The following is a 24,858-nucleotide window of genomic DNA, read 5'->3' as shown; positions in this document are numbered from 1 at the left end:
GAGCATCCGGCAATCGGGGGCCCCCGATTGCCGGATGCTCCTACGCAGGGAAGGAACGGACCCTGACTGTCCACGCGCTCAACGAACTTCTGCTCGTCTGCTCACTCGTCCTGCTGGTCGCCGTGGCGGCGGTACGCATCTCGTCCCGCAGCGGGCTCCCCAGCCTGCTCCTGTACCTCGGCATCGGCATCGCCCTGGGGCAGGACGGCATCTTCGACGTCAAGTTCGACAACGCCGAGCTGACCCAGGTGATCGGCTACGCCGCCCTGGTCGTCATCCTGGCCGAGGGCGGGCTGGGCACGAAGTGGAAAGAAGTGAAACCCGCGCTGCCGGCGGCAGCCATGCTGTCGACGCTCGGTGTGGGCATCAGCGTGGGCGTCACCGCGAGCGCGGCGCACTTCCTCGTCGGCCTCGACTGGCGGCAGTCCCTGATCATCGGCGCCGTCGTCTCCTCGACCGACGCGGCGGCGGTCTTCTCCGTCCTGCGCAAGGTCCCCCTCCCGTCCCGGATCACCGGCGTCCTGGAGGCCGAGTCCGGCTTCAACGACGCCCCCGTGGTCATCCTCGTGGTGGCGTTCTCCGCCGTGGGACCCGTGGAGCACTGGTACGTCCTGGTCGGCGAGATAGCCCTGGAGCTGGCCATCGGCGCGGCCATCGGTCTCGCGGTGGGCTGGCTCGGCGCCCTCGGGATCCGCCATGTGGCACTGCCCGCGTCCGGGCTCTACCCGATCGCCGTGATGGCCATCGCGGTGTCCGCGTACGCCGCGGGCGCCATGGCGCACGGCAGTGGGTTCCTGGCCGTCTACCTGGCCGCGATGGTCCTCGGCAACTCCAAGCTGCCGCACTGGCCGGCCACCCGGGGCTTCGCCGACGGGCTCGGCTGGCTCGCCCAGATCGGCATGTTCGTCCTGCTCGGTCTGCTGGTCACCCCGCACGACCTGATCGTGGACTTCTGGCCGGCCGTGGTCGTGGGACTCGTCCTGACCGCCGTCGCCCGGCCGTTGTCGGTCTTCATCAGCCTGGCGCCCTTCCGGCTGCCACGGCGCGAGAAGGCCCTGATGTCGTGGGCGGGTCTGCGCGGCGCCGTACCCATCGTCCTGGCGACCATCCCCATGGTGTCCGGGATCGACGGCAGCACCCGGGTCTTCAACATCGTCTTCGTGCTGGTCATCGTCTACACGCTGATCCAGGGGCCGACGCTGCCCTGGCTGGCGAAGATCCTCAAGATCTCCGACGACCCGTCGGAGACCGCCGACCTCGGCATCGAGTCGGCGCCCCTGGAGCGGCTGCGCGGGCATCTGCTGTCCGTCGCGGTCCCCGGCAAGTCCAAGATGCACGGCGTGGAGGTCGCGGAGCTCCGGCTGCCCGCCGGGGCCGCGGTCACCCTCGTCGTACGGGACGGCAAGAGCTTCGTCCCCGCACCCTCGACCGTGCTGCGCCACGGGGACGAACTGCTGGTCGTCGCGACCGATCCGGTGCGGGACGCGGCGGAGGCCCGGCTGCGGGCGGTCGGCCAGGGCGGCAAGCTGGCCGGCTGGCTGGGGACCGGCGGACAGAGCGGGCCGGACGCCGGCACGGTGGACGTGCCGCACCTCGTGAAGCTGGCGAAGAAGCTCAGCAAGGGCGGCGAGAGCCGTACAGGCGACAAGCACGGCAGCAGGGCCCCTCACTGACCCGATGCGGTCTTCTCGTCGGCCTGAGGCAGTCCTGTCACCGACTTGACGCGGTCAGGAGCGCCCCGCGCACATCCGCAGGTGTGCCGGGGCCAGGACCTGTAAGATGAAGGACCGGATCTTCGGATCCACTCGATGTGAACGTGATCGACTTACCCTGATCGACCAACTCTGTCTGATGCAGAGCTGGCGCGACCGTATGGCGGTCGTGGCGTCCTTCGCCTCTGGAGCGAGCGCCCGGCATCTACCGCAGTCCCGCGCGAAGAGGACAGCTCTCGGCAGCCCCCGCACGCGTTCCGCACCCCGGTGCGGAACGGCCCCGGGGAGCACGGCCACCAGGCGGCAGAAAGGCATGGACCGTGGCGTCCACGGTCTCCGACCGCCCCGGTTACGGGCAGTTGCTGCGCACCCCGGGTGCGTGGACCTTCCTTCTCCCGGGCTTCGCCGCCCGGCAGCCCTTCGCGATGCTGACCATCGGCATCGTGCTCCTGGTTCAGCACACCACCGGCTCGTACGGCAGTGCGGGCGCCGTGGCCGCCGTCTCCGGCGTCTCCATGGCCCTGTTCGCGCCGCAGAGCGGCCGGCTCGCCGACCGGTTCGGCCAGCGTGCCGTGCTGCTGCCCGGCGTCCTGCTCCACGCCGCCTCCGTCGGCACCCTCACGGCACTCGCCCTGGCGGACGCGCCCCTGTGGGCGCTGTTCCTGGCGGCGGTTCCCACCGGTGCCTCCATCCCGCAGGTCGGGCCGATGGTGCGGGCCCGCTGGGCGGCCCGGCTCGGTGCGGCCCCGGGGCGCCCCGCCTCCCCGCTGATGAGCACGGCCGCCGCCTTCGAGTCGGTGACGGACGAGTTCACCTTCGTCGTCGGCCCCGTACTGACGACGGCGCTCTGCACCGGCGTGCACCCGGCGGCCGGGCTGATCGCCGAGGCGGCGCTGACGCTGCTGGGCGGCGTCCTGTTCGCCGCGCAGCGCTCCACCCAGCCCGCGCCCCGGGGTGCCGCCACGGAGGCGGAGCCGCACCGCTCGGCGCTCTCCGTACCCGGCGTGCGGGTCCTCGCGATCACCTTCCTGGGCATCGGCGCCGTCTTCGGCGGCATGCAGGTCTCGCTGACGGCGTTCTCCGAGGAGATCGGCCGGCCCGGCCTGAACGGGCTGCTGTACGGGACCTTCGCGGCCGGCAACATGCTGGCCGGCATCGCCTGCGGGGCCATCGCCTGGAAGAGCAGCCCGCGCCGCCGGCTGATCGTCGGCTACGTGGCCCTGACGCTCACGGCGTCCGGGCTCTGGGCCGTGCACTCCGCACCGCTGCTGGCGGGCCTCGGGCTGCTGGTGGGCCTCTGCATCGCTCCCGCGCTGATCAGCGGCTACACCCTGGTCGAGGCGCTGGTGCCCGCGTCCGCCAGGACCGAGGCCTTCACCTGGCTGACGGGTGCCGTGGCGCTCGGCCAGGCGGCCGCCGTCACGGTGGCCGGACAGCTCGCGGACGCCCACGGCGCGAGCACCGGTTTCGTCGTCCCGCTGGCCGGTACGGCGCTGGCGCTGGCGACCCTGCTGACCCTGCGTTCACGGCTGACGCCGAGGGCCGCGGGACGGACGGTGGCACGTGGGATCGGTCACCGCGAGCCGGTCACGGTGGACTGATCGCTCGGAATAGGTCAGTATGGAGCGTCGTTAGCACTCATTGAGTGAGAGTGCCAGGAGGAGCAAGTGCCGACCTATCAGTACCAGTGCACCGAATGCGGCGAGGGCCTCGAAGCGGTGCAGAAGTTCACCGATGATGCCCTGACCGTGTGCCCGAACTGCGAGGGACGCCTCAAGAAGGTGTTCTCGGCCGTCGGCATCGTCTTCAAGGGATCCGGTTTCTACCGGAACGACAGCCGCGGCTCCTCGTCGAGCAGCACGCCGGCCACGTCGTCGTCCTCGAAGACGTCGGACTCGTCCGCCAAGACGTCCGACTCGTCGTCGTCCACGTCGGACGCGAAGCCGGCCGCTTCGGCAGCGTCGTCGTCCGCCTCCTCGGCTTCTTCCACGTCGTCGAGCGGTACGTCGGCCGCCTGAGGCCACGCGCCCCGCACCACACGTTCCACCGGACCCCGCTGATCGACTCGGCGGGGTCCTGGCCGTGCGCCTCCCGTTAGTGTGACCGCATGGCGAATGCGGAGACGGCTACAGCGGACATCGGTGTCATCGGCGGATCGGGCTTCTACTCCTTCCTGGAGGACGTGACCGAGATCCAGGTGGACACCCCGTACGGAGCGCCGAGCGACTCCCTCTTCCTGGGTGAGCTCGCGGGCCGCCGGGTGGCGTTCCTGCCGCGCCACGGCCGCGGTCACCACCTCCCGCCGCACCGGATCAACTACCGCGCCAACCTCTGGGCCCTGCGTTCCGTGGGCGTACGCCAGGTGCTCGGCCCGTGCGCGGTCGGCGGCCTGCGCCCGGAGTACGGCCCGGGGACCCTGCTCGTGCCGGACCAGATGGTCGACCGCACCAAGGCGCGCACGCAGACCTTCTACGACGGTGAGCCCCTGGCCGACGGGACCCAGCCGAACGTGGTGCACCTCGGCTTCGCCGACCCGTACTGCCCCGAGGGCCGCAAGGCCGCCCTGGCGGCGGCGCGCGGCCGCGACTGGGAGCCGGTGGACGGCGGCACCCTGGTCGTCGTCGAGGGGCCGCGCTTCTCGACCCGCGCGGAGTCGCGCTGGCACGCCGCGATGGGCTGGTCGGTCGTCGGGATGACGGGCCATCCGGAAGCGGTGCTCGCCCGTGAACTGAACCTCTGCTACACGACGCTGACGCTGGTGACGGACCTCGACGCGGGGGCGGAGGCCGGGGAGGGCGTCAGCCACACGGAGGTGCTGGAGGTGTTCGCGGAGAACGTGGACCGGCTGCGGTCGGTGCTCTTCGACGCGGTGGCCGCCCTGCCCCCGAACGACGGCCGCGACTGCGTCTGCGCGCACGCGCTGGACGGGATCGAGACGGGGATCGGGCTGCCGTAGCGCCGTAGGTCCTCGCGCTTCCGGGTAGGCCCTGCGCTTCCGGTCCCGTGGTGCCCGTGCGGGAGGCTCGCTGCCTCGCGCAGGTGGCGTGGTGCCCCGTACGGGTGACGGGGTTTTCCACATCGCCATGGCTGTCCACAGGGCTCGGCGGGATCTCCGCAGACGGTGGATCGTGAGGGGAGTCCGGCGGGGTTCTCCGCGGACTCCCCTCACGGCAGGTGGTGTTGGCCATGTTCCCCTCGGTGCCCGATACACGTCCCGCGCCTCCCGCACCCTGCGGGGTGCCGCCCTTCGGACCTCTGCGGGTGCGGGGCGGGGGTGGGCGCCGGCTGCGGCGGGCTCTGCGCGGTCAGCGCCGGGCGCTGGCCGCGGGGTTCGCGCTGGCTTCAGCCGTGCTCGCCGCGTCGGGACTGAGCGGTGAGAGAGGGGCGGCGGCCGTCGCGGGAGGCGGGCCGCCGGGGCCCGGCAGCCCTGCCCCACGTCTGGTGTCCGCGCCGGTACGGATCGCCGACGCGGCGACGGTCGGTCTGCTGCGGCCGGGCGACCGCGTCGATGTGATCGCCGCGGCCGACGGGGAGTCACGGGCCGAGGTGGTGGCGCGCGACGTACGGGTGACGGAGGTCCCGCGCGGTGCGGGCGGCGGATCGGCCGCATACCCGGAGGCCGACGGCGGGGCGGGCATGGGACAGGGCGCGCTGGTGGTCCTGGCCGTGGAGCGGGACACCGCCGCGGCCCTGGCCGGTGCCGGTGCGTCGGGGCTGCTCTCGGTGGCGGTGTCCCGTGCCGAATAGAACAGGTATCGCGTCAACTCACCCGCCGGACGTACCCGATTGGACAGCGTGGCCTTCTGCCGCCTTATGTGACGGGGCAGTCAGCTCCCCCACGGCACGCACAGAGGAAGGCTCGCATGTGAGCGAGAAGAAGGTCGGTCTGCTGGAGGGGTTCAAAGCCTTCCTGACACGCGGCAATGTGATCGACCTGGCGGTCGCCGTCGTCATCGGTGCCGCGTTCACGAACGTGGTCGACGCGGTCGTGAAGGGGATCATCAATCCGGTGGTCGGTGCGTTCGGCACCCAGGACCTGGAGAAGTACACGTCCTGCCTTCAGGGCCCCTGTGCGGTGGATCCGGGGACCGGAAGGATGGACGGCATCGAGATCCTGTGGGGCTCGGTGCTCAGCGCCGCCCTCAGCTTCCTGATCACCGGCGCCGTCGTCTACTTCCTGATGGTGCTGCCGATGGCGAAGTACCTCGCCAGGCGGGCCGCGGCCCAGGCCGCGAAGGAGGACGTGCAGGAGACGCTGGAGGTCAGCGAGCTGGAGGTGCTGAAGGAGATCCGCGACGCGCTGGTCGCCCAGCGGGGCCAGGCCTGAGGCCCTGTCCGTACGGCCGGGGCCCTCTCCGGCCACCGGCGCGGACGAGGATGCCGCTGCCGGTAGCGGGTTCAGATGTGATGAGGCGGCTTCTCGTCGAGGAAGCGGGCCAGGTCGGAGGCACTGCTCGCAGGAGCCCGCTCGCCCCATCCCTGGTCCGTGTCGTCCGCGGACTGCCGGTCCAGCGGATCGTCGAAGACCAGGGCCGACGGCCTGGGCCTCGGCTCCTGCGGAGACTTCTGCCGGGGCTCCGGCGGCTTCGACTCTCGCGGTCCGGGGGCGGGGGCGGTACTCATACCTCCAGGATACGGCCCTCCGGGCCACGGCCAGGCTCAGCGATCCCCGGGGTCGAGCAGCCACAGCCCCAGCACGACGAGGAACGACAGACAGAGAAAGCCGGCGCCCCACCAGGCCGTGCCCGTGTCGCCCTCCATCCAGACGTTGACGACCTCCGTCAGCGCCCACAGCTGGCCGATGACGACGCTCATCGCCAGTACCAGCCTGGCCGTCAGCTTCGCGGAGCGCTCGGGTTCCTGCTCCGAGCCCGCCCCGGGGCCCGGGCCGGTGTGGCGCACCCGGGGGTCGGCATAGCCGCTGGTGGGCCGGATCTGGGGGTAGCGCTCATGAAGGGGGCGGTTCAGCTCGGCCCGTTCGCTGCCGGGGTGATAGTCGGGGTACGCCGTTCCGGACGGGCGGGGAGGCCGGGGCGGCTCGACCGGGTCCAGCGGCTCGGTCATGACGGCCTCCCCGTGGACGCGGCGCCGGTGGGGGCCGGCACGGCGGGTGCTTCCGCGCCGCCTCCGGTGCCGGGGCAGCCGATCCGTTCGGCGAGGTCGGGGCGGTCCTCGACGAGCTGGCGGCAGAGTCCCTCCTCGGCGCTCTCCCCCGAGCGGGTCGTCCCGACGGCCCAGATACTGCCGTCGTCCAGCTCGGTCAGCACCACCTTGGGCAGGCCCCGGGGCGGCGGGCCGGCCGTGACCTCGCCGGTGCGGGCGTCGAAGACGCCCTCGTGGCACGGGCAGTAGAGCTCGCCCTCCGTGCCCCGGTCCTTGCGCCAGAGCACCCCGCACGCGAGGTGGGTGCAGACGGCGGAGTAGCCGGCGAGGGTGCCGTCGTCCAGCCGGACGGCGACCGCACGGTCCTCGTCTCCCGGGTAGCGGAAGGCGAGGGACTCGCCGGGCAGCAGCTGCGCGGCGATCCGCCTCGGGGCCGGTGCCTTGCCGTCCTCCGTCTCGCCGTGCCGGTGGAGGATGCCGCCCGCGACGGCCAGACCGCCCACGGCGAGGCCGCCGGACACGGTGGCGACGATCCGGAGGTAGTCGCGCCGGGTGGTGAGCGAGTCGGCGGCGATCCGGTCGTGCAGCGCTGCACGGGGGTCGCCCCCGGAGCCGTGGTCGGGGCCCGGCTGCTCCTGTTCGGTGACGCTCATCGGCGGACGTCCTTCCCGTTGATCTCGACGACGGGAAGTCCGCCCGGCACCGGCCACTGGACCCGCTCGGCGGGCACGACCATGGCCACGCCGGTGCGGACCTCGCTCTCGCCGAAGACGAAGGTGTCGGCGACCTGCACACCGGGACGCTCCGCCTGGAGCTCCTCGATGGTGCCGTAGTAGAGCGCACCGGTGGGGCAGACCGTGGCGCACATGGGGGCGAGCCCGTAGGCGGTGCGGTCGTAGCAGAGGTTGCACTTCAGCTGCAGCTTCGCCTGGAGATCGATCTTCGGTACGCCGAAGGGGCAGGCGTTGACGCAGTTGGCGCAGCCGATGCAGCGGGTGGTGTCGGCCTGCTGCACGACGCCGTCGGCGGTGACCAGGATCGCGTCGGCCGGGCAGACCTCGGCGCAGGGGGCCACCGGGTCCTCGCAGTGCATACAGACCGTGGGAAGGGAGGCGACGGATGAACCCTCGTCGGTGTAGTCGAGGTGGATCATCGACTTGCCCCGGTGCGAGTCGCACTCGCGGCAGGCGGAGACACAGGCCTGACAGCCGATGCAGCGCCCCGGGTCGATGAACATCGTTCTGCCCATCATCGGGACATCAGCTCCTTTCCGAGGTGCCGCGGCCCTGCGGGGCCGAGGGCGGCAGTGGGTCGGTGCGGGAGACCTGGGTCTCGGGGTAGGCGACGTGGCCGGGGGCGACCGGTGGCGCGGGGACCTCGTCGATCGCGTCGGCGTGCTCGATGCGGCAGGCGCAGACCTTGTACTCGGGGATCTTGGAGCGGGGGTCCAGGGCGTCGATGGTGAGTGCGTTGGCCGCTGTCGGGACGGGCCAGTGGTAGGGGATGAACACCGTGTCGGGCCGGATCGCCTCGGTGACCAGGGCGGGGAAGACCTCGCTGCCGCGCCGGGTGACGACGCGGACGGGTTCGCCGTTGCGGAACCCGTGGGACGGGTGGACCTCGGCCCAGGGCCGGGGGGTCTGCTCGACGAGGGCGCCCAGCCGGCGGGTCTGGTTGCCGGAGAGGAAGTGGGCGACGGTGCGTCCGGTGGTCAGGGTCATCGGGTGCGCTTCGTCGTACGGGTCGGCCGGCGGGTGCCACTCGACGACCTGCATATGGATCTTGCCGTCCGCGTGGTAGGTCGTGCCGTCCTCGAACAGCCGAGGGGTGCCGGGGTGGTCGGTGGACGGGCAGGGCCAGGAGATCCCGCCGGTCTCCTCCAGCCGCTCGTAGGTGATGCCGGAGTAGTCGATGACGGTGCCCGCGGAGGCCCTGCGCAGCTCGTCGAAGACCTCGCGGGAGCTGCCGAAGGCGAATTTGTCCCCGGCGCCGAGACGGCGGGCGATCTCGCACATCACCCAGGTGTCGGTCCGTACCCCGGCCGGCGGTTCCTGCGCCTTGTTGTGCTTGACGACGCGGGCCTCGGCGTTGGCCATCACCCCTTCGTCCTCGGCCCAGATGGTGACGGGGAAGACGACGTGGGCGTTGGCGGCGGTCTCGGAGAGGAAGAAGTCGAACTGGGCGTGGAATTCGGTGGTGTCGTACCCCTCCTTGACCACGGCGTAGTTGGGGAGCGAGACGAAGGGGTTGTTGCAGATGCCGATCAGGCCGCGGATCTCCTGGCGCTGCATCTGCCAGACCATTTCCATCATCGACGTGCCGGCGGCGGGGAGTTCGGACTCCTCGATGCCCCAGATCTCGCAGATCTGGCGGCGGTGCTCCTCGTTGAGGATCGAGCGTCCGCCGGGGAGGAGGTCGGCCTTCTGTCCGTGCTCGCGGCCGCCCTGGCCGTTCCCCTGCCCGGTGAGGGTGCCGTAGCCGGCTCCGGGCTTGCCGATGTGGCCGGTGGCGGTGCAGAGGTTGATCACGCTGAGGCAGTTCTCGACGCCCTGGGTGTGGTGCTCGATGCCCCGGGCGTGGAAGGCCATGGCCTTGGGCGCGCGGGCGAAGGCGCGGGCGACCTGGACGACCTGTTCCGCGGGGATCCCGCAGATCTCGGCGGCGCGGGACGGGGGGTACTGGGCGGCGTTGGCCTTGACCTCCTCCCAGCCGGTGGCATGTGCCGCGAGGTAGGCCTCGTCGGTGAGGCCCTCCTCGATGACGACGTTCAGCACGGCGTTGAAGAAGGCCGAGTCGGTGCCCGACTTGAGCGCGACGTGGATGTCGGCGGTGCGCGCGACCGCCGTCTCGCGCGGGTCGACGACGATCAGGGTGGCGCCGCGGTCCCGGGCGCCCCAGACGTACTGGGTCAGCACGGGGAAGCACTCGCCGACGTTGGCCCCGGCGAGCAGCAGGCAGTCGGTGAGCAGGATGTCGGAGAAGGGGTTGCCGGCCCGGTCGATGTTGAAGGCGAGCTTGTTGGCCCCGGCTGCGCTGACCATGCAGAGCCGGCCGTTGTAGTCGACGTGCCTGGTCTTCAGCGCCACCCGGGCGAACTTCCCCACCAGATACGTCTTCTCGGAGAAGAGGCTGGCCCCGCCGAGCACGCCGAAGGCGTCGCGTCCGTGCTCCCGCTGGATGCGCTGGATCTCGGAGACCGTGAAGTCGAGCGCCTCGTCCCAGCTGACCTCGCGCAGTTCCTCGTCACGGGAGCGGCGCATGAGCGGGGCGGTGAGCCGGTCCGGGTGGTTGACCTGCTGGTAGGCGTTGATGCCCTTGGGGCAGAGCCGCATGCGGTTGATGTCGTGGTTGCGGGGCTCCACGCCGAAGACCTTGCCGCCGCGGTCCACACGGAGGTACATCCCGCACTGGACACCGCAGAAGCAGCAGTGGGTGGGGACGAGCGTCTCGCCGTTCTGGTCGGCGTGCCACTGGTCCGCCGGGATGCCGCCCGCGTCCCGGAAGCCCCGGGTGCCCGGAGGTGCCGGCGAGGGGTCGAGGGGAAGGATCGTACGGCTGCCGGCTGCGTGGGGGTCCGCGGTCACTTGAAGCCCTTCTTGACCTGGGTGAGATAGGCGTTGCCTCGCAGGACCCGCTTGCAGCGCGGGCAGTACTCGGCCCATGCGTCGAAGCCGAGTTCGAGGTCACGCATGGTGCCGCGCAGGTTCTCGACGTACGGGCCGGTGTCGATGGGCTCCTCGCAGCGGCGGCAGGCGAAGACCTCGTCGTCCTGGCGCGCGGTGTACTTGAAGAGCTGCATGCCGACCGCCGCCGGTCTCTGCACGATGTGGAAGAACTTCCCGAACGGGATGTAGATGAGGGTGAAGACCACCGACACCATGTGGAGGACCGCCAGGAACTCGTAGCCCCCGCCGTGCAGGAAGATCGAGGAGAAGGTGAGCAGCAGACCGGTCACGGAGATGACGATCAGGGCGAGCAGCGGCACCATGTCGTAGGCGAACCGCTGGCCGGTGATGGCTCCGCGGTCCTTCATACGGCGCCAGAGGAAGTACCCCGCGCCGGGGATGACGAGTACGGCCGCGAGGTCCAGGCCGTGGAACATCACCCAGCCGATGAAGCTCAGCGAGTCGAAGCCGAGGACCTTGATGCCCCAGATGCGCATCGCGTAGCCGGGCCCCGCGCCGCTGTCGGAGGTGAAGGTGAACCAGCCCCAGGTCAGCGGGAAGGTGATCAGCGCGGCGAGGATGCAGCCCCAGAAGATCAGCTGGTGGGCGGCCCAGCGGGCGTGGGAGCGGGCGCCGAGGAACTTCTGGAAGCCCAGGTACGTCGCGATCATCTTCGGCAGGGCGGTGGGTGTCCTGCGGAAGTTCTCCGCCGAGAACAGGCTGCGCCAGCCGTTCCTGAAGAGCCGTCGGGCGCCGGGGGCCGAGACCCAGACCGTGTAGCGGTAGGCGACCCCGAAGGCGAGGAAGACGGTGGCGACGGCGTACGGGAGGAGCGCCGAGTCGAAGTCGTGCAGCAGGCGGCTGCCGAACACGATCGCGAGGATCAGCAGGCCGGAGACGACGGCGCCGGCCAGGGCCGCGCGGCCGGAGACGGACTGCGGAAGGCTCCGGGCCGCCCGCGCGGCGGCAGCGGCCCCCCTGCCGGGTCGCCGGCCGTCCGGCCCGCCGGTCGTGCCGGTCCCGCCGGTCGTGCCGGTGCGGGCACCGGCCTCGGGCTGCTCGGCTGCGGCGGGTTCTGGTGGCTCGGTCACCCGGCCACCGTAGGGCCGCATCGGGCGTTCGGTCCCGTTATGTGCCGCTATGGCGTGAGTGCGTCGCCCGGGTGGCCCGCGCTGCCGGTCGGCCAGGGATGTACCGCGCTGCCGGTCGGCCGGGGAGGTACCGCGCTGCCGCGGGCTGCCTGCCCGGGTCCGGGTGGCACGCGCTGCCGGTCAGTCCTGGGGTGTGTCGCGCTGCTGCGGGCGGCCGAGGGACACCGCGCCCCGGAAGTCCTCCGGTGAGAGGACCGACATGGTGTCGAGTGACGCGTCGGGGACCGGCAGCAGATGGGCGTCGACCCAGGTGTCCCCCGCGACCGCGTGGGCCCAGGGGTCCTCGATCACGACGGCGCCGGGCACGACCCCGTGGCAGAGCACCCAGTGCGGCACGTCGAACCCCTGCATCCCGGCGAGCGAGACCAGGAGCAGCACATGCTCCCCTCGGCCGATGGCGTCCCGGATCGCGGCGAGGGAGAGACGGCACGGGTCGACGGGGACACCGGTCCGCCCGGCTTCCGTACGCGAGGTGCGCTGGAGCAGGGCGCGCCACTCCTGTTCCTTCTCCGGGAGATGGCCGAGGAGGACGGGCAGGTCCGTGTCGAGGTGGACCGTGACGGGGGACGAAGGCCACGCACGGCGCACGGCGACGCCCAGTCCGACCGGTTCGCACGAGGGGAAGTTGGTCGCGTCGCGCCACAGCGTCAGCTCGGCCTCCCGGTCGAGCGCCTCCCGCGGCAGCGTCCCCGCGTGCGCCTGCGCGACCAGGGCGGTGACGGCGCCGCACGAGAAGTGCGTGGTCTGCCCGTAGTACGGGGGCTCGGCGCCCGGCCCGTCGCCCAGCCAGCGGACGTGACCGGCATCCGGCCCTGCCCCCTCCTCCACCGGCGTGAGCGGCGGGCTCAGCGGGGCGAAGCCGGCGGCGGCCGCCTCCTCCGGGCTCACCGTCCACCCTTCCCACTTGACCTGCGCGAGCCCCAGACCGCGTGCGTGCGCGACGACGGCCTCGACGACCGCCGGTACGTCACCGACCGCGTCGACGATCTTGAGGTAGGCCGTGTGCGGGCGCGCTGTCACGAGCGCGGCCCCGGCCCGGTCCGTACCGTCGTCGCCCGGAACGGTCACGAGGCGGGGCGCGTGGGCCGAGCGGTCGACCGTGCGCCAGCGCTCCGGCACCAGGTGCGCGAGGCGTCCCAGCAGGCTCGGCGACGCGTCGGGGTCGAACGGTTCGACGACGCTCCTCACGGCGGGAAGGTGCGGCTGGGCCTGCGGAGACGGCATCACGGGCGCTCCAGTTGAGGTCGGGGCGGAGGGACAGGGGGAGGGGGCCGGGCCCCTCGTCAGGCGCGGGACTGCCGGAGCACCCAGATGAAGTACGGGCCGCCGACCAGGGCGATCATGAGACCCGCCGGCACCTGGGCCGGTGCGACGACCGTGCGTCCGAGGGCGTCGGCCACGCAGACCAGCAGCCCTCCGAGCAGCATCGCGACCGGGATCGACCGTCCGTGCCGGGCGCCCACCAGCGACCGGGCGAGGTGCGGGGCGACGAGCCCGACGAAGCCGACGACCCCGACGGCGATCACGCTGAGCGCCGCGAGCACCGCCGCGACGGCCAGTGCGACGAACCGTGTGCGTTCCGGCCGGACGCCGACGACGCGCGGGGTGTCCTCGTCGACGGCGAGCAGGTCGAGATGGCCGCGCATGGCGAGCAGCACGGGAAGCGCGAGCGCCAGGGCCACCGCGACCGGTACGACGTCGGGGAACGTACGCCCGTAGGTCGTGCCGGAGAGCCAGGTGAAGATCCGGGGGGTGTTGTACGGGTCGGCACGCAGCAGGAGGAAGGTGGTGACGGAGCTGATGCCGTACCCGCAGCCGATACCGATCAGGACGAACCGGTCGGGCAGGAAGCCCCCGCGCCAGGACAGCAGGGCGATCAGCCCGAACGTGGCGAGTCCCGTCACGACCGCGGCCACGATGAGCAGCGGCCGTCCGCCGGAGAGTCCTGAGGTGACGACGGCGACCGCCCCCAGCCCGGCGCCCGCGGTGATGCCGAGCACGCCCGGCTCGGCCAGCGGATTGCGTACCGCGCCCTGGACGACGCATCCGGCCAGTCCGAGGGCCGCTCCGGCGAGGATCGCGGCGAGCACGCGCGGGACCCGGTCGTCGAGCGCCTGCCCGACGAGGCCGGGGGCGGTGCCCTGGACCCAGAGCGCGATGTCCCCCGTCCGCAGCCAGAGGCTTCCCGCCAGGACCGCCACGAGGGCGGCGGCTGCCAGGAGCACCACCGAGCCGGACACGACGAGAAGGAAGGCGCGGCGCGACCGTGCGGCGACCCGTGCGTGCGGGGGCTGACGGAGCCGGCCCGTGTCGCGGAGGCGGAGCGCGAGGATCACGATCACGACGGAGCCGAGCAGCGCGGTCGGCACACCGGTGGGGATGGAGGCGGCCCCGTCCGCGCCCTGCACCGCCCGCAGCGTCGCGTCCGCGAGCAGGATGAGCAGCGCGCCCAGCAGCCCGGCCGCGGGCACCAGGAAGAGGTGCCGCCGCAGCGCCCGGACCCGCCCCGCGATCAGCCGGGCGAACACGGGGGCGCCGAGGCCGACGAAGGCGATCGGGCCCGCGAGGGTCACCGCCGTGCTGGTCAGGACGACCGCGCAGATCACGGCGATCACGCGGGTGGACCGGATCGGCACGCCGAGGGTGGACGCGGCGTCGTCGCCGAGGTTCATCACGTCGAGCCTGCGGGACAGCGCCAGGGCGGCGCACAGCACCACGGCCACGAGGGGGAAGGCGCGCAGCGACGCGTCGATGTTGATCTGGGCGAGCGAGCCGCTCCCCCAGGCGAAGAGCCCGGTCGTGTTCTGTTTGAACAGGATCAGGACCATCGCGGTGGCCGCGTCCAGAGCCATCGCCGTCGCCGACCCGGCGAGGATGAGCCGGGTGCCCGTGGTGCCCGCGGCCCGCCCCGCGAGGAGCAGCACGAGCACCGCCGCGGTCAGGCCGCCGGCGAAGGCCACGGCGCCCGACGCCCAGAGCGGGACCGTGAGACCGAGCGCCGCGACGAACGAGAGCGTGAAGTAGGCCCCGGCCGTGACCGCGAGGGTGTCCGGGGAGGCGAGCTGGTTGTGCGTGACGGACTGGAGCAGCGCCCCGGCCGCGCCGAGGGCGATGCCCACCGCCACGCCCGCGAACAGGCGCGGCAGGCGCGAGCCGGTGAGGATCTCACCGACCGGCGCCCCGCCGGTGTTCTCGCGCTCCCCGCCGAGGTACCGCACGAGGTCGCCGACGCCGACACCGGAGGTCCCCTGCGTCAGGTGCCACATGCCCACCAGGACGGTCACGACGAGGAGGAAGGCCAGGACGGCCACTCCGGTGGGGCCGCCGCCGCTCTCCGTGCGTGGCAGCGCTCCCCCTCGGAGCGCCGGTGTCCGCGCTGTGCTCACTTCTTGCTGCTCACTTCTTGTCGAGTACATCGACGTACGCGTCGATCGCCTGCTCGCACGAGCGCGGACCGCCGGCGCCCCAGACCCGTGCCGGGAAGGAGTGCGCGCGGCCTTCCTTCACGGCCGGCATGCTCTTCCAGAGCGGGTTCTTCTCCAGTGCGGAGACATACCCGCCGGCACCTTCGTCGTTGGCGTAGAAGAGGTTGGCGTCGCCCACCGAGGTGAGTCCCTCGACGTCGGTCTGCGCGAGACCGTACGAGGGGTCGACACCGCCGTCGCCGTGCGCCTTGTTGACGTCGTCGGTCCACGCCGACTTCATGCCGAGCTCTTCACCGATCTCGGTGAACAGGGCGCCCTTGCTGTAGGGGCGGACGGTGAGGTTGCCGCCCTCCAGCCATCCGTCGAAGAACACGAAGTCCTTCGTCGGCAGATCGGCGTCGGTGACCTGCTTCTTCGCCGTGGCGAGGTGGTCGTCGAACTCCTTGAGCACCTGGTCGGCGCGCTCGGTGCGCCCGGTGGCCTTGCCGATCATGCTGAAGACCTCGCGCATGTTCCCGATCGGGTCCTTCGGGTTCGCGCCCCGCGTGGCCATCACGGGGACGCCGCGCTTCTCCAGCTTGGCGAGGGTCTCGTCGTCGGCGTCGAAGGCCTCGACGACGATGAGGTCGGGGTTGGCCGCGTAGAGGGTGTCGAGGTCGGGCTCCTCACGGGTGCCGATGTCGGTCACCCCGCTCGGCAGCTTCTCCGCGCTGACCCAGGTGCTGTACCCCTTCGCGTCCGAGACCGCGGTGGGGGTGACGCACAGCGTCAGCGCGTCCTCGACCTGCTGCCACTCCAGGACCGCGATCCGCTTGGCCGGCTTGTCGAGCTTCACCTGACGGCCCACGCCGTCCTTGAAGGAGACCGGCTTCGTCGAGGTGGTCGTGGTGTCGTCGGCACAGCTCTCCGACGCGGGCGACGCGCTGGCGCTGCTGTCGGCGCTGGCCTTGTCGACGGTGGTCGTGCCGCAGGCCGTTGCGGCCAGGACTATGAGCCCCGTGGAGGCTGACGCCGCAAGGCGACGGGCACGGTTCATGAGGGGTCCTCTTTCTTGTTCTTGCGATGCGATGCAGTGCGATGCAGTGCGAAGCGGTGCAGTGCGGCGCGGTGCGATGAGTCGGTGTGTGGGTGCGTCGCGATGGAGCGGGGGGAGAGCGGTTCAGCCGGGGTGGCGTCCGATCGGGTCGATACGGAGACGGCCCGTGCGAGGGTCGACGCCGACCTCGACGCGGATGTCGTAGACCTCGCCGATGTTCTCCGCGGTGAGGACGTCGGCGGGCGCGCCCGCCGCGTGCACCCGGCCGGAGCGCATCAGCACCAGCGTGTCCGCGACGCGGGACGCCTGGTCGAGGTCGTGCAGCACGATCCCGACCGCGATGCCGTGCTCCTCGACGAGATCGCGCACCAGGTCGAGCGTCTCGATCTGGTAGCGCAGGTCCAGGTGGTTGGTCGGCTCGTCCAGCAGCACGACGCCGGTGTCCTGGGCCAGGCAGGCCGCGAGCCAGACACGCTGCATCTCGCCGCCGGAGAGCTCCCCGACCGGCCGTCCCGCCATGTCCCGTACGCCGGTGACGCCCATGGCGTGGTCGACGGCGCTCCGGTCCCCGGCGCCCGGTCCGGCGAAGCCGCGCCGGTAGGGGTGGCGTCCGAACGCCACGACCTCGGCGACCGTCAGCCCTTGGGGCGACGGCCTCGACTGGGAGAACAGCGTGACCTCGCGGGCGAAGTGACGGGCGCTGAGCAGGGCCGCGTCGCGCTCGGACGGTTCGCCGGGGCTGCCGAGCGTCACCCGGCCGCCGTCCACCCGGTGCAGCCGGGAGAGCGCGCGCAGCAGCGTGGACTTCCCGCTGCCGTTCGGCCCCACCAGAGCGGTCGCACGGCCGGGTACCAGGGCGATCGAGACGCCGTGGACGACCGGTGTGCCGTTGTACCGCAGTACCAGGTCGTGCCCGTTGAGGGCGGCCGTCGGCGGGGCCGGGTCGGCCGCGGGGCGACCTGCGCGCCGGGAGGGGCTTGTGAACATCGGTGGTCCGGACACTCGGAGGGGCAGGGACTGCGGCACCCTCCCTCCGGCGTTCACCGGCCGGGCAGCGTGCTTCTCCACGCAGGTGGAAGCCCTGCGCGGCAAGCAAAACTAAGGGTTGCCTAACTCCGAGAAGGGTATGTTCCGCTTGTCCTGTCGGCAATCAGGAGTTTTGGACAGGCACTACGGGATTCCGGACACCTTCGGAAGACTGATTCCGGACATCCTGGGGGAATTCGTCGGCCCTATCGAAGTAGGCGCCCGGTGTGGTGCCCATGACCCGCCGGAAAGAGGCGATGAAGGTGCTGGGCTGCGCGTAGCCGAGCGTCTCCGAGACAGTTGTCACATCGAGCCCCTCGGAGAGCAGCGTCAGGGCCCGGTGCACCCGCAGCACCTGCCTCCACTGCGCGAAGGACAGCCCCGTCGCGAGGCGGAACGCGCGGGTGATCGTCCGCTCGCTGATCCCCAGCCCGCGCGCCCACTCCTCCAGCGAGCGGCAGTCGGCCGGATCGTCCAGCAGCGCTTCCGCGATGGCGTCGATCCGTGCGTCGCCGGGCAGCGGCAGCACGAACTGGCGCTCCGACGGCTGGAGGACGTCGAACACGACCGACTCCGCCCGCGTCCTGGCCGCGTCGTCGAGGTCCGTACGGGACAGATGCGACAGCAGGGACTCCAGCAGCGGCGTCATCGCGATCGCCTGCGGCTCCTCGAACGCGATCGGCGCACGGCCGGGGACGAAGAACGCGTCGTGGAACTCGGCGCCGGCCGTCGCCCTGCCGCCGTGCACCAGCCCGGCGGGCATCCACAGCCCGTGCCCCTCGGACACAGTGAAGACGCGGTCCGCCACGCGGGAGGTCAGCGTCCCGCCGCGTACCCAGACGAGCTCGTGGAGGGCGTGCGCGTGGGGTGCCCACTCGGTGGGAACGGGCGGTATCCGCAGCCCGGCGATGATGGCGAAGGGCGCGGTGGCCTCCTCGGCGGACGGCTCCACCCGGCGCAGGACGGTGCCCGCCTCGCGCCTCCACATCCCGGGGCGCGCGTCGCCACGGGACGGTCGGACCATGCGGACGAGTCTATCCGGGACCGCGTCGGAACCGGCCGGACCGGAGACGCCTGGGGCCCGGCCGGCGGGCGGAGGGCCCGGGGAGCGGACCGGCGGGCGGACGGTCCGGGGGGCGCCCGCGTGGTGCGTTCCCGGTCGCCCCCGCTCCCCCGGCCGGCGCCTGTACGTTCGCGGTACACGGCACCCCCGCACTCACGAGGAGCTCTCATGACCGAGGAACTGCCCGGCCAGGGACCGCTGGACGCGCTGACGGACGTGGCCGGGATCCGCGTCGGGCACGCCCGGGTCCCGGGCGAGGGCGCGCTGAGCGGGACCACCGTGGTCCTCGCCCCCGAGGGCGGGGCCGTGGCCGCCGTCGACGTACGCGGGGGCGGCCCCGGCACCAGGGAGACCGACGCGCTCGACCCGCGCAACCTGGTGCAGCGGATCGACGCGGTCGTCCTGACCGGCGGCAGCGCGTACGGACTCGACGCGGCCTCCGGCGTGATGGCCTGGCTGGAGGAGCAGGGGCGCGGCGTCCAGGTCGGCCCGGACCCCTCCCAGGTGGTGCCGGTGGTACCGGCGGCCTGCCTCTTCGATCTGGGCCGGGGCGGCGACTGGCGGGCCCGCCCTGACGCCTCGACCGGCCGCGCCGCCGTGGAGGCCGCAGCCGCCTCCGCTCCGGGCGCACAGGTCCCCCAGGGCTCGGTGGGCGCCGGTACGGGAGCGGTGGCCGGGCAGCTCAAGGGCGGTGTCGGCACGGCGAGCGTGCGCCTGCCCTCCGGGGCCACGGTCGCCGCGCTCGCCGTCGTCAACGCGGCGGGCTCCGTCGTCGATCCGGCGACCGGGGTGCTGTACGGCGCGTACGGGGCGGGAGAGCCTCCGGCGCACCCCGCGCCCGCGGTGCACGAGGCCGCGCTCCGGCGGCTGGCCGGAATCCGGGGCGCGCGGGAGGGCCGGGCGGGAGAGACCGGCGGTGTCCTCAACACGACGATCGCCGTCGTCGCCACCGACGCCGCCCTGACCCGCGCCCAGGCGCAGAAGCTCGCGGGCACGGCGCACGACGGGCTGGCGCGCGCCGTCCGGCCGGTCCACCTGCTCACCGACGGGGACACCGTCTTCGCCCTCTCCACCGGCCGGCTGCCGCTGCCGCCGGAGCCCGTCGCCGCGCTCAACGGGATCCTGGCGGCGGGGGCGGACACCCTGGCCCGCGCCATCGTGAAGGCCGTCAGGGCCGCTCGGGGCGCCGAAGGCCCCGGGGGCACGTTCCCCTCGTACAGCGAGCTCTACGGCGCATCCTGAGGAGCCCGGGAACCTCTTGCGTTCCGTCCCGGACGACCGGGGAACTTTCTGCGTGCGCGGTACGTTTTTTGCGAACCCCGGTCACGATGTCAGACCCAGGGACTACGTTATGCACGCATCAGGTAACACGCGGCGACGGCCTGGAGACAGCACCTTGAGCGATCCGTACGAGACAACCGAGCAGCACCTCGAGCGACTCCTGCGATGCGCCCTCAACTCCTTCGACCTGTCCGACACCACGGTCGGCCGGCTCGGGACGGCGCTGGCGCACAGCTCCGCCCTGCACTCGTCCCACCACAGTTCCGTCCTGCACCGCGAGACCTACCGGCACACCTACCTGCTGTCCGACGGCACCGCGCTCACCCTGTGGGAGCTGGTGCACGGCGGCGGCAGGGACGACACGGCCCCGCGCCGCCACGAGCTGTACGACGACGAGGCCGACGCCCAGCTCGCCGCCGCACGCCTCGCGGGCAGCTTCTGGGACACCCCCGCGCTCGGCGACGACAGCCTGCGCGAGGACCTGGAGGCGCTCACCCTGCTGATGAGCGTCCCCCCGGCCCCGCTGCCCCGCGTGTACGCCCCGGACAATTCGGCGGACCACGCCCGCCGCGTCCTGCGCCGCGCGGAGAACGGCGACCGGCCGGGCGCCGCGACGGCCGGGCTCCTCCGGGCCGCCTTCGCCCACCACATCACCCAGGTCTTCGGCCGCCAGTACCACGTGGACGGCCGGGACGCCGGTTTCACGCTGTACGAGCACGCCTTCCTCCTGCTGGACGGCAGCGAGACCAGCCTGTGGGAGGTCGAGCACACGGCCACACCCGACGGCCGGCACATGTGCGAGGTGTACGACGACGAGCAGACCGCGCGTCTGGCCATGGAGGACCGCACCCGGATCTGCTGACCCGGCCGCTCCCCGGCAGCTCGGTCCGCCCCGCCCGGTTCAGCTCGTCAGCGCGGGAGCCTTCCGGACCTCGTCGCCCTGGGGCTCCCCGGGGGCCGCGTCGTCCTCGCCGCCGCCCTCCAGATGCACCCGGGGCCGGGCCGGCAGGGCGAACATCACGAGGAAGATCACCGCGAGCACCCCGGCGACCCACCCCAGCGACTGCTGGAACGCGTCCACGAACGCCGCGCCCATCGCCTCGGGCGGCAGCCGGTCGCCGATCACCCCGAAGAAGACGACCGAGACGAGGCCGAGCCCCAGCGCCGTACCCATCTGCTGCACGGTGTTGATCAGCCCGGACGCCGAACCGGAGTGCTCCTTCGGCACCTCGGAGAGCACCGCGTCGGTCAGCGGGGCCACGATCAGCCCCATCCCCACGCCCATGACCACCAGCGGGAGCACCATCTGCCAGGGGCTGATCTCCGGCCCGTACCTCCCGGCCTCCCAGATGTAGAGCAGCAGCCCGGCGATCATCAGCAGCGCGCCGGCCTGCAGCACCTTGCGGCCGAAGCGGGGCACCAGCTTCTGCACGGAGATCCCGGCGGCGCCGGAGACGGCGATCGAGAACGGGATGCCCGTCGTGCCGGCCCGCAGGGCGCTCCAGCCGAGCCCCATCTGCAGGTAGAGCGTCCAGACCAGGAAGAAGATGCCCAGGGCGATTCCGAAGGTCAGCTGCACGGCGGTGCCGGCCGCGAAGCTCTTCACCCTGAACAGCGACAGTTCGATGAGCGGCGAGCCGTCCCGCTCCGCCTTCCTGCGCTCGAACACGACGAGCGCGGCGAAGACCAGGATGCTGGCGGCCATCGACAGGTGGCCCCACAGCGGCCAGCCCAGCTCGCGTCCCCGGGTCAGCGGGTAGAGCAGCATGAGGAGGCCGAGGGTCACCAGGGCCACGCCGGCCAGGTCCAGCCGGAGCGCCTTCGGGGCCTTGGACTCGCTGATGAACCTCCGCCCGAGCAGCAGTCCGGCGATGCCGACCGGCAGGTTGATCAGGAAGATCGGCCGCCATTCGAGACCGAAGAGGTTCCACTCGGTGAGCAGGGCGCCCAGCAGGGGCCCGGACACCGCGCCCAGCCCGACGATCGCCCCGAACAGCCCGAAGACCTTGCCGCGTTCGTGCGCGGGGAAGGTGGCGTGCACGATCGACAGCACCTGCGGCACCATCAGCGCGGCCATGCCGCCCTGGAGGATGCGCGAGGCGACGAGCATCTCCGGGTTCACGGCGAAGCCGCAGAGGGCGGAGGCGATCGTGAAGCCGCCGATGCCGATGAGGAAGATCCGCTTGCGGCCGTGGATGTCACCGAGCCGGCCGCCCGTGATCAGCCCCGCGGCGAAGGCCAGCGCGTATCCGGCGGTGATCCACTGGATCGAGGTGAACGAGGCGCCGGTGTCCCGCGTGATGCTCGGGATGGCGATGTTGACGATCGTGACGTCGACCAGGTCCATGAAGGCCGCGGTCATCACGATCGCGAGCGCGAACCAGCGGCGCCGGTCCGCCGGGTCCTGCGGCGTGCCCGGACCGGTCGGCGCCGTGCGGGCGGCTGCCGTGGCCGGCAGGGATTCGGATGAAGTCATGCGGAGAAGCTAGGGGCCCAACAGGTCAGTTCGTGACCTAATGGCCGGGCATCCTGGACCCATGACCGACACCCCGGCACGACTGCTGAAGCTGCTGTCGCTCCTCCAGACACCGCGCGAATGGCCGGGCACCGAGCTCGCCGGCCGGCTCGACGTCACCCCGCGCACCATCCGCCGTGACATCGACCGGCTCCGCGACCTCGGCTATCCGGTCGAGGCGACGCGCGGTTCGGTCGGCGGCTACCGCCTGGTCGCGGGGTCCGCCATGCCGCCGCTCCTCCTGGACGACGAGGAGGCGGTGGCCATCGCGGTGGGCCTGCGGGCCGGGGCCGGCCATGCCATCGAGGGCGTCGACGAGGCGTCCGTACGGGCGCTGGCCAAGCTGGAGCAGGTGCTTCCCTCACGGCTGCGGCACCGGGTGTCCTCCCTGCAGAACGCCACCGTGCCGCTCACCCGTGGCGACGGCTCGACCATCGACCCCCGCACGCTCACGGCGATCGCCTCGGCGGTCACCGGGCGGGAGCGGCTGCGCTTCGCCTACCGCTCGGGGGACGGCACCGCCTCCCAGCGGCAGGCCGAGCCGTACCGGCTGGTGAGCACGGGAAGCCGCTGGTATCTCGTGGCGTACGACCTGGGCCGCGAGGACTGGCGGACCTTCCGGGTGGACCGGGTGAGCGATCCGTTCGCCACCGGGTCGCGTTTCACCCCGCGCGAGCTGCCCACAGGGAGCGGGGACGCGGCGGAGTTCCTCACCCGGTCGATGGCGCGCACCCAGCCCGAGCTGCGCCTCGACGTCACCTTCCGCGCCCCGGCGGACTTCGTGGCGGCCCGGCTGCCCGCGACGCTCGGCGCGGTGGAGCCGACGGGCGAGGGGACCTGCCGGCTGCGGGCGGTCTCCGCCGACTCGCTGGAGTGGGTGGCGCTGCGGCTGGCGCTCGTGGACTGCGAGTTCGAGGTGCACGGGCCCGCCCACCTGGTGGAACACCTCGGCTCCCTGGGCGCCCGGCTGACACGCGCCGCGTCGCCGTCATCGGAAACAGGAACCGGAACAGGAACAGGAACGACCGGGGGCGGACATGAATGAGCCCCGGCGCCGGGGGGGGGTGGGCGCCGGGACTCAGCTCAGGGGACCGGAAGGAGACCGGTCGTCGGGCCGGTGCGAACCGGCTTGATGGGGAGATTACGGGTTATTCGCTCACGCCGCAGCGTCAAAGCCCGTGTCGTGAGCCATTCGCTTCAATTCGAGCAATGCGTGCTTCTCGATCTGGCGGATCCGCTCCCGCGTCAGACCGTGCTGCTTGCCCACCTCGGTGAGGGTCCGCTCCCGGCCGTCCTCGATGCCGTACCGCATCTTGATGATGGAGGCGGTGCGGTTGTCGAGCTTGCCGATCAGGTCCTCGAGCTCCTCGCTGCGCAGCAGCGTCATCACGGACTGCTCGGGCGAGACGGCGGAGGTGTCCTCCAGGAGGTCACCGAACTGCGTGTCGCCGTCGTCGTCCACGGACATGTTCAGGCTGACCGGGTCACGGGCCCAGTCCAGGACGTTGCTGACGCGCTCGGTGTTGGAGTCGAGCTCGGCGGCGATCTCCGAGTGCTCCGGGTCGCGCCCGTGCTCGCGGTTGAACTCGCGCTGCACGCGCCTGATCCTGCCGAGCTCCTCCACGAGGTGGACGGGCAGCCGGATCGTGCGGGACTGGTCGGCGATGGAACGGGTGATGGCCTGGCGGATCCACCACGTGGCGTACGTCGAGAACTTGAAGCCCTTGGCGTAGTCGAACTTCTCGACCGCGCGCACCAGGCCCGCGTTGCCCTCCTGGATCAGGTCGAGCAGGGGCAGGCCCGCCCTCGGGTAGCGCCTGGCCACGGCAACGACGAGCCGGAGGTTGGAGCGGATGAATATGTCCTTGGCGCGCTCGCTCTCGGCGACCAGCGCCTCCAGCTCCTCACGCTTCGCTCCGCCGGCTTCGCTCTCCACCTCGCCCGCGAGGATCTGCTGGGCGTAGACGCCCGCCTCGATCGTCTGGGACAGCTCGACCTCCTTGGCGGCGTCGAGCAGCGGTGTGCGAGCGATCTCGTCCAGGTACATGCCGACCAGGTCGCGATCGGCGATCTCCCCGCCCACGGCGCGAACACTGCTTGCCCGGTCGGTCCCGCCGGTGCTGGCGGACGAACGACGGGCGACGGCACGGGTTGCCATGCGTGCTCCCTTGCTGAGTAGGTCGCGACACCCTCCCGGGTGCCCTGCATCCGATGGAAACAACGACTGGAATCCGGACAGAATTCCCACGGGGACCATTCACTTTTGAGATCATGCAGTACCCTGTCGCCCGCAAGACGAGGACACAAGGTGCAGATACCCACAGAAGTGCAGGTCAGGCCGGGCACGGAAGCCGACCTGGAGGCCCTGACGGACATCTACAACCATTACGTCCGTAAGACCGCGCTCACTTTCGACACGGCTGCCTTCACCCGCGACGAGCGCCTCCCCTGGTTGCGCTCCCATCCGGAGGACGGCCCCCACCGGCTCCTGGTTGCTCTGGACCCTGGTACCCGGGTCGACGCTCCGCATGTCCTCGGCTATGCCACCAGCAGCCCCTACCGCCCCAAGGCTGCCTACAGCACCTCGGTCGAGGTCAGCGTGTACTGCGCCCCGGACGCCGCCGGCCGCGGTGTCGGCACGCTGCTCTACAAGGAGCTGTTCGAGGCCCTGGCCGGCGAGGACCTCCACCGCGCCTACGCCGCGATCGCCCTGCCCAACGAGCCCTCGGTCCGGCTGCACGACGCCTTCGGTTTCCGGCACGTCGGCACGTACACGGAGGTGGGCCGGAAGTTCGGCCGCTACTGGGACGTGGCCTGGTACGAGAAGCCGCTGCTCAGCCGGCCCACGCCGTAGGGCGAGCCGCCCTCAGCCGGCCCGCGC

At 72.1% G+C, this 24,858-nt stretch carries 23 protein-coding genes; 10 read left to right on the top strand and 13 right to left on the bottom strand.

The annotated features are described in order from the left end of the window. Positions 1-122 precede the first annotated feature (122 nt). The 6 genes from JKV81_RS10020 (at position 123) to JKV81_RS09995 (ending at position 6,039) form a co-directional block, all read left to right on the top strand. Positions 123-1,673: a potassium/proton antiporter gene (locus JKV81_RS10020; RefSeq protein ID WP_241195280.1), complete on the top strand. Its 1,551-nt coding sequence runs from the start codon at positions 123-125 to the stop codon at positions 1,671-1,673. 359 nt (positions 1,674-2,032) lie between these two features. Further along, complete coding sequence (locus JKV81_RS10015) at positions 2,033-3,313, top strand: MFS transporter (RefSeq protein WP_099177373.1); 1,281 nt, start codon at positions 2,033-2,035, stop codon at positions 3,311-3,313. Positions 3,314-3,379: 66 nt separating this feature from the next. Beyond that, positions 3,380-3,730, top strand: a complete 351-nt coding sequence (locus tag JKV81_RS10010) for an FmdB family zinc ribbon protein (protein WP_124277406.1) — start codon at positions 3,380-3,382, stop codon at positions 3,728-3,730. Positions 3,731-3,819: 89 nt separating this feature from the next. Then, complete coding sequence (locus JKV81_RS10005) at positions 3,820-4,668, top strand: S-methyl-5'-thioadenosine phosphorylase (protein ID WP_124277407.1); 849 nt, start codon at positions 3,820-3,822, stop codon at positions 4,666-4,668. A 230-nt stretch (positions 4,669-4,898) separates the two neighbouring features. After that, positions 4,899-5,459, top strand: a complete 561-nt coding sequence (locus tag JKV81_RS10000; protein WP_124277408.1) for an RcpC/CpaB family pilus assembly protein — start codon at positions 4,899-4,901, stop codon at positions 5,457-5,459. A gap of 118 nt (positions 5,460-5,577) precedes the next feature. Continuing rightward, the gene (locus tag JKV81_RS09995; protein ID WP_202075430.1) at positions 5,578-6,039 is read left to right on the top strand and encodes a large conductance mechanosensitive channel protein MscL; all 462 of its coding nucleotides are present in this window, start codon (positions 5,578-5,580) and stop codon (positions 6,037-6,039) included. 71 nt (positions 6,040-6,110) lie between these two features. Here the strand turns inward: JKV81_RS09995 and JKV81_RS09990 are convergent, their stop codons facing one another. From JKV81_RS09990 to JKV81_RS09940, 11 genes are all read right to left on the bottom strand, one after another. Beyond that, a complete protein-coding gene (locus tag JKV81_RS09990) occupies positions 6,111-6,335 on the bottom strand; it encodes a hypothetical protein (protein WP_202075429.1) in 225 nt (74 codons plus the stop codon). 36 nt (positions 6,336-6,371) lie between these two features. Beyond that, positions 6,372-6,776 (bottom strand): hypothetical protein, encoded by a 405-nt coding sequence (locus JKV81_RS09985; protein WP_129263964.1) that lies wholly within the window; start codon positions 6,774-6,776, stop codon positions 6,372-6,374. After that, positions 6,773-7,468, bottom strand: coding sequence for a QcrA and Rieske domain-containing protein (locus JKV81_RS09980; protein ID WP_129263966.1), 696 nt, complete (start codon positions 7,466-7,468; stop codon positions 6,773-6,775). Before JKV81_RS09980 ends, JKV81_RS09985 begins: the two co-directional genes overlap by 4 nt. After that, positions 7,465-8,067 carry a 4Fe-4S dicluster domain-containing protein gene (locus JKV81_RS09975; RefSeq protein WP_129263968.1) on the bottom strand — a complete coding sequence of 201 codons (603 nt, stop codon included), beginning with the start codon at positions 8,065-8,067 and terminating at the stop codon, positions 7,465-7,467. The genes JKV81_RS09980 and JKV81_RS09975 overlap by 4 nt, the downstream gene beginning before the upstream one ends. Positions 8,068-8,074: 7 nt before the next feature. Continuing rightward, positions 8,075-10,399 carry a molybdopterin oxidoreductase family protein gene (locus tag JKV81_RS09970; protein WP_202075428.1) on the bottom strand — a complete coding sequence of 775 codons (2,325 nt, stop codon included), beginning with the start codon at positions 10,397-10,399 and terminating at the stop codon, positions 8,075-8,077. Then, positions 10,396-11,571, bottom strand: a complete 1,176-nt coding sequence (locus tag JKV81_RS09965; RefSeq protein WP_129263972.1) for an MFS transporter — start codon at positions 11,569-11,571, stop codon at positions 10,396-10,398. The genes JKV81_RS09970 and JKV81_RS09965 overlap by 4 nt, the downstream gene beginning before the upstream one ends. Positions 11,572-11,751: 180 nt before the next feature. Beyond that, on the bottom strand, positions 11,752-12,855 hold the full coding sequence (locus JKV81_RS09960; protein ID WP_129263974.1) for a peptidase C39 family protein: 1,104 nt from the start codon (positions 12,853-12,855) through the stop codon (positions 11,752-11,754). A gap of 59 nt (positions 12,856-12,914) precedes the next feature. Then, on the bottom strand, positions 12,915-15,047 hold the full coding sequence (locus JKV81_RS09955; protein ID WP_202075427.1) for an iron ABC transporter permease: 2,133 nt from the start codon (positions 15,045-15,047) through the stop codon (positions 12,915-12,917). Next, a complete protein-coding gene (locus JKV81_RS09950; RefSeq protein ID WP_202075426.1) occupies positions 15,028-16,092 on the bottom strand; it encodes an iron-siderophore ABC transporter substrate-binding protein in 1,065 nt (354 codons plus the stop codon). The genes JKV81_RS09955 and JKV81_RS09950 overlap by 20 nt, the downstream gene beginning before the upstream one ends. Before the next feature lie 123 nt (positions 16,093-16,215). After that, positions 16,216-17,079 (bottom strand): ABC transporter ATP-binding protein, encoded by an 864-nt coding sequence (locus tag JKV81_RS09945; protein WP_202075425.1) that lies wholly within the window; start codon positions 17,077-17,079, stop codon positions 16,216-16,218. A 163-nt stretch (positions 17,080-17,242) separates the two neighbouring features. Next, positions 17,243-18,106 carry a helix-turn-helix domain-containing protein gene (locus JKV81_RS09940; protein ID WP_202075433.1) on the bottom strand — a complete coding sequence of 288 codons (864 nt, stop codon included), beginning with the start codon at positions 18,104-18,106 and terminating at the stop codon, positions 17,243-17,245. A 243-nt stretch (positions 18,107-18,349) separates the two neighbouring features. Here JKV81_RS09940 and JKV81_RS09935 point away from each other — a divergent pair, with 243 nt between their 5' ends. Both JKV81_RS09935 and JKV81_RS09930 read left to right on the top strand, forming a co-directional pair. Then, positions 18,350-19,423 carry a P1 family peptidase gene (locus JKV81_RS09935; RefSeq protein WP_202075424.1) on the top strand — a complete coding sequence of 358 codons (1,074 nt, stop codon included), beginning with the start codon at positions 18,350-18,352 and terminating at the stop codon, positions 19,421-19,423. Positions 19,424-19,577: 154 nt separating this feature from the next. Further along, a complete protein-coding gene (locus JKV81_RS09930; protein WP_124277421.1) occupies positions 19,578-20,324 on the top strand; it encodes a DUF6227 family protein in 747 nt (248 codons plus the stop codon). Positions 20,325-20,363: 39 nt separating this feature from the next. Here JKV81_RS09930 and JKV81_RS09925 read toward each other — a convergent pair whose 3' ends face one another. After that, positions 20,364-21,938: an MFS transporter gene (locus tag JKV81_RS09925; RefSeq protein ID WP_202075423.1), complete on the bottom strand. Its 1,575-nt coding sequence runs from the start codon at positions 21,936-21,938 to the stop codon at positions 20,364-20,366. A 61-nt stretch (positions 21,939-21,999) separates the two neighbouring features. Here JKV81_RS09925 and JKV81_RS09920 point away from each other — a divergent pair, with 61 nt between their 5' ends. Next, positions 22,000-23,022, top strand: a complete 1,023-nt coding sequence (locus tag JKV81_RS09920) for a helix-turn-helix transcriptional regulator (RefSeq protein ID WP_202075422.1) — start codon at positions 22,000-22,002, stop codon at positions 23,020-23,022. 111 nt (positions 23,023-23,133) lie between these two features. Here the strand turns inward: JKV81_RS09920 and JKV81_RS09915 are convergent, their stop codons facing one another. Beyond that, the gene (locus tag JKV81_RS09915; protein WP_099177391.1) at positions 23,134-24,135 is read right to left on the bottom strand and encodes a sigma-70 family RNA polymerase sigma factor; all 1,002 of its coding nucleotides are present in this window, start codon (positions 24,133-24,135) and stop codon (positions 23,134-23,136) included. 150 nt (positions 24,136-24,285) lie between these two features. Between JKV81_RS09915 and JKV81_RS09910 the strand changes: the two genes are divergently transcribed. Continuing rightward, complete coding sequence (locus JKV81_RS09910; RefSeq protein ID WP_307820511.1) at positions 24,286-24,831, top strand: GNAT family N-acetyltransferase; 546 nt, start codon at positions 24,286-24,288, stop codon at positions 24,829-24,831. The last annotated feature ends 27 nt before the right edge of the window (positions 24,832-24,858 follow it).

This window comes from Streptomyces silvae, assembly GCF_016745505.1.
Lineage (GTDB): Bacteria > Actinomycetota > Actinomycetes > Streptomycetales > Streptomycetaceae > Streptomyces > Streptomyces silvae.
Note: the sequence above shows the minus strand (reverse complement) of the source record. Positions and strands in the feature narration are given on the sequence as shown.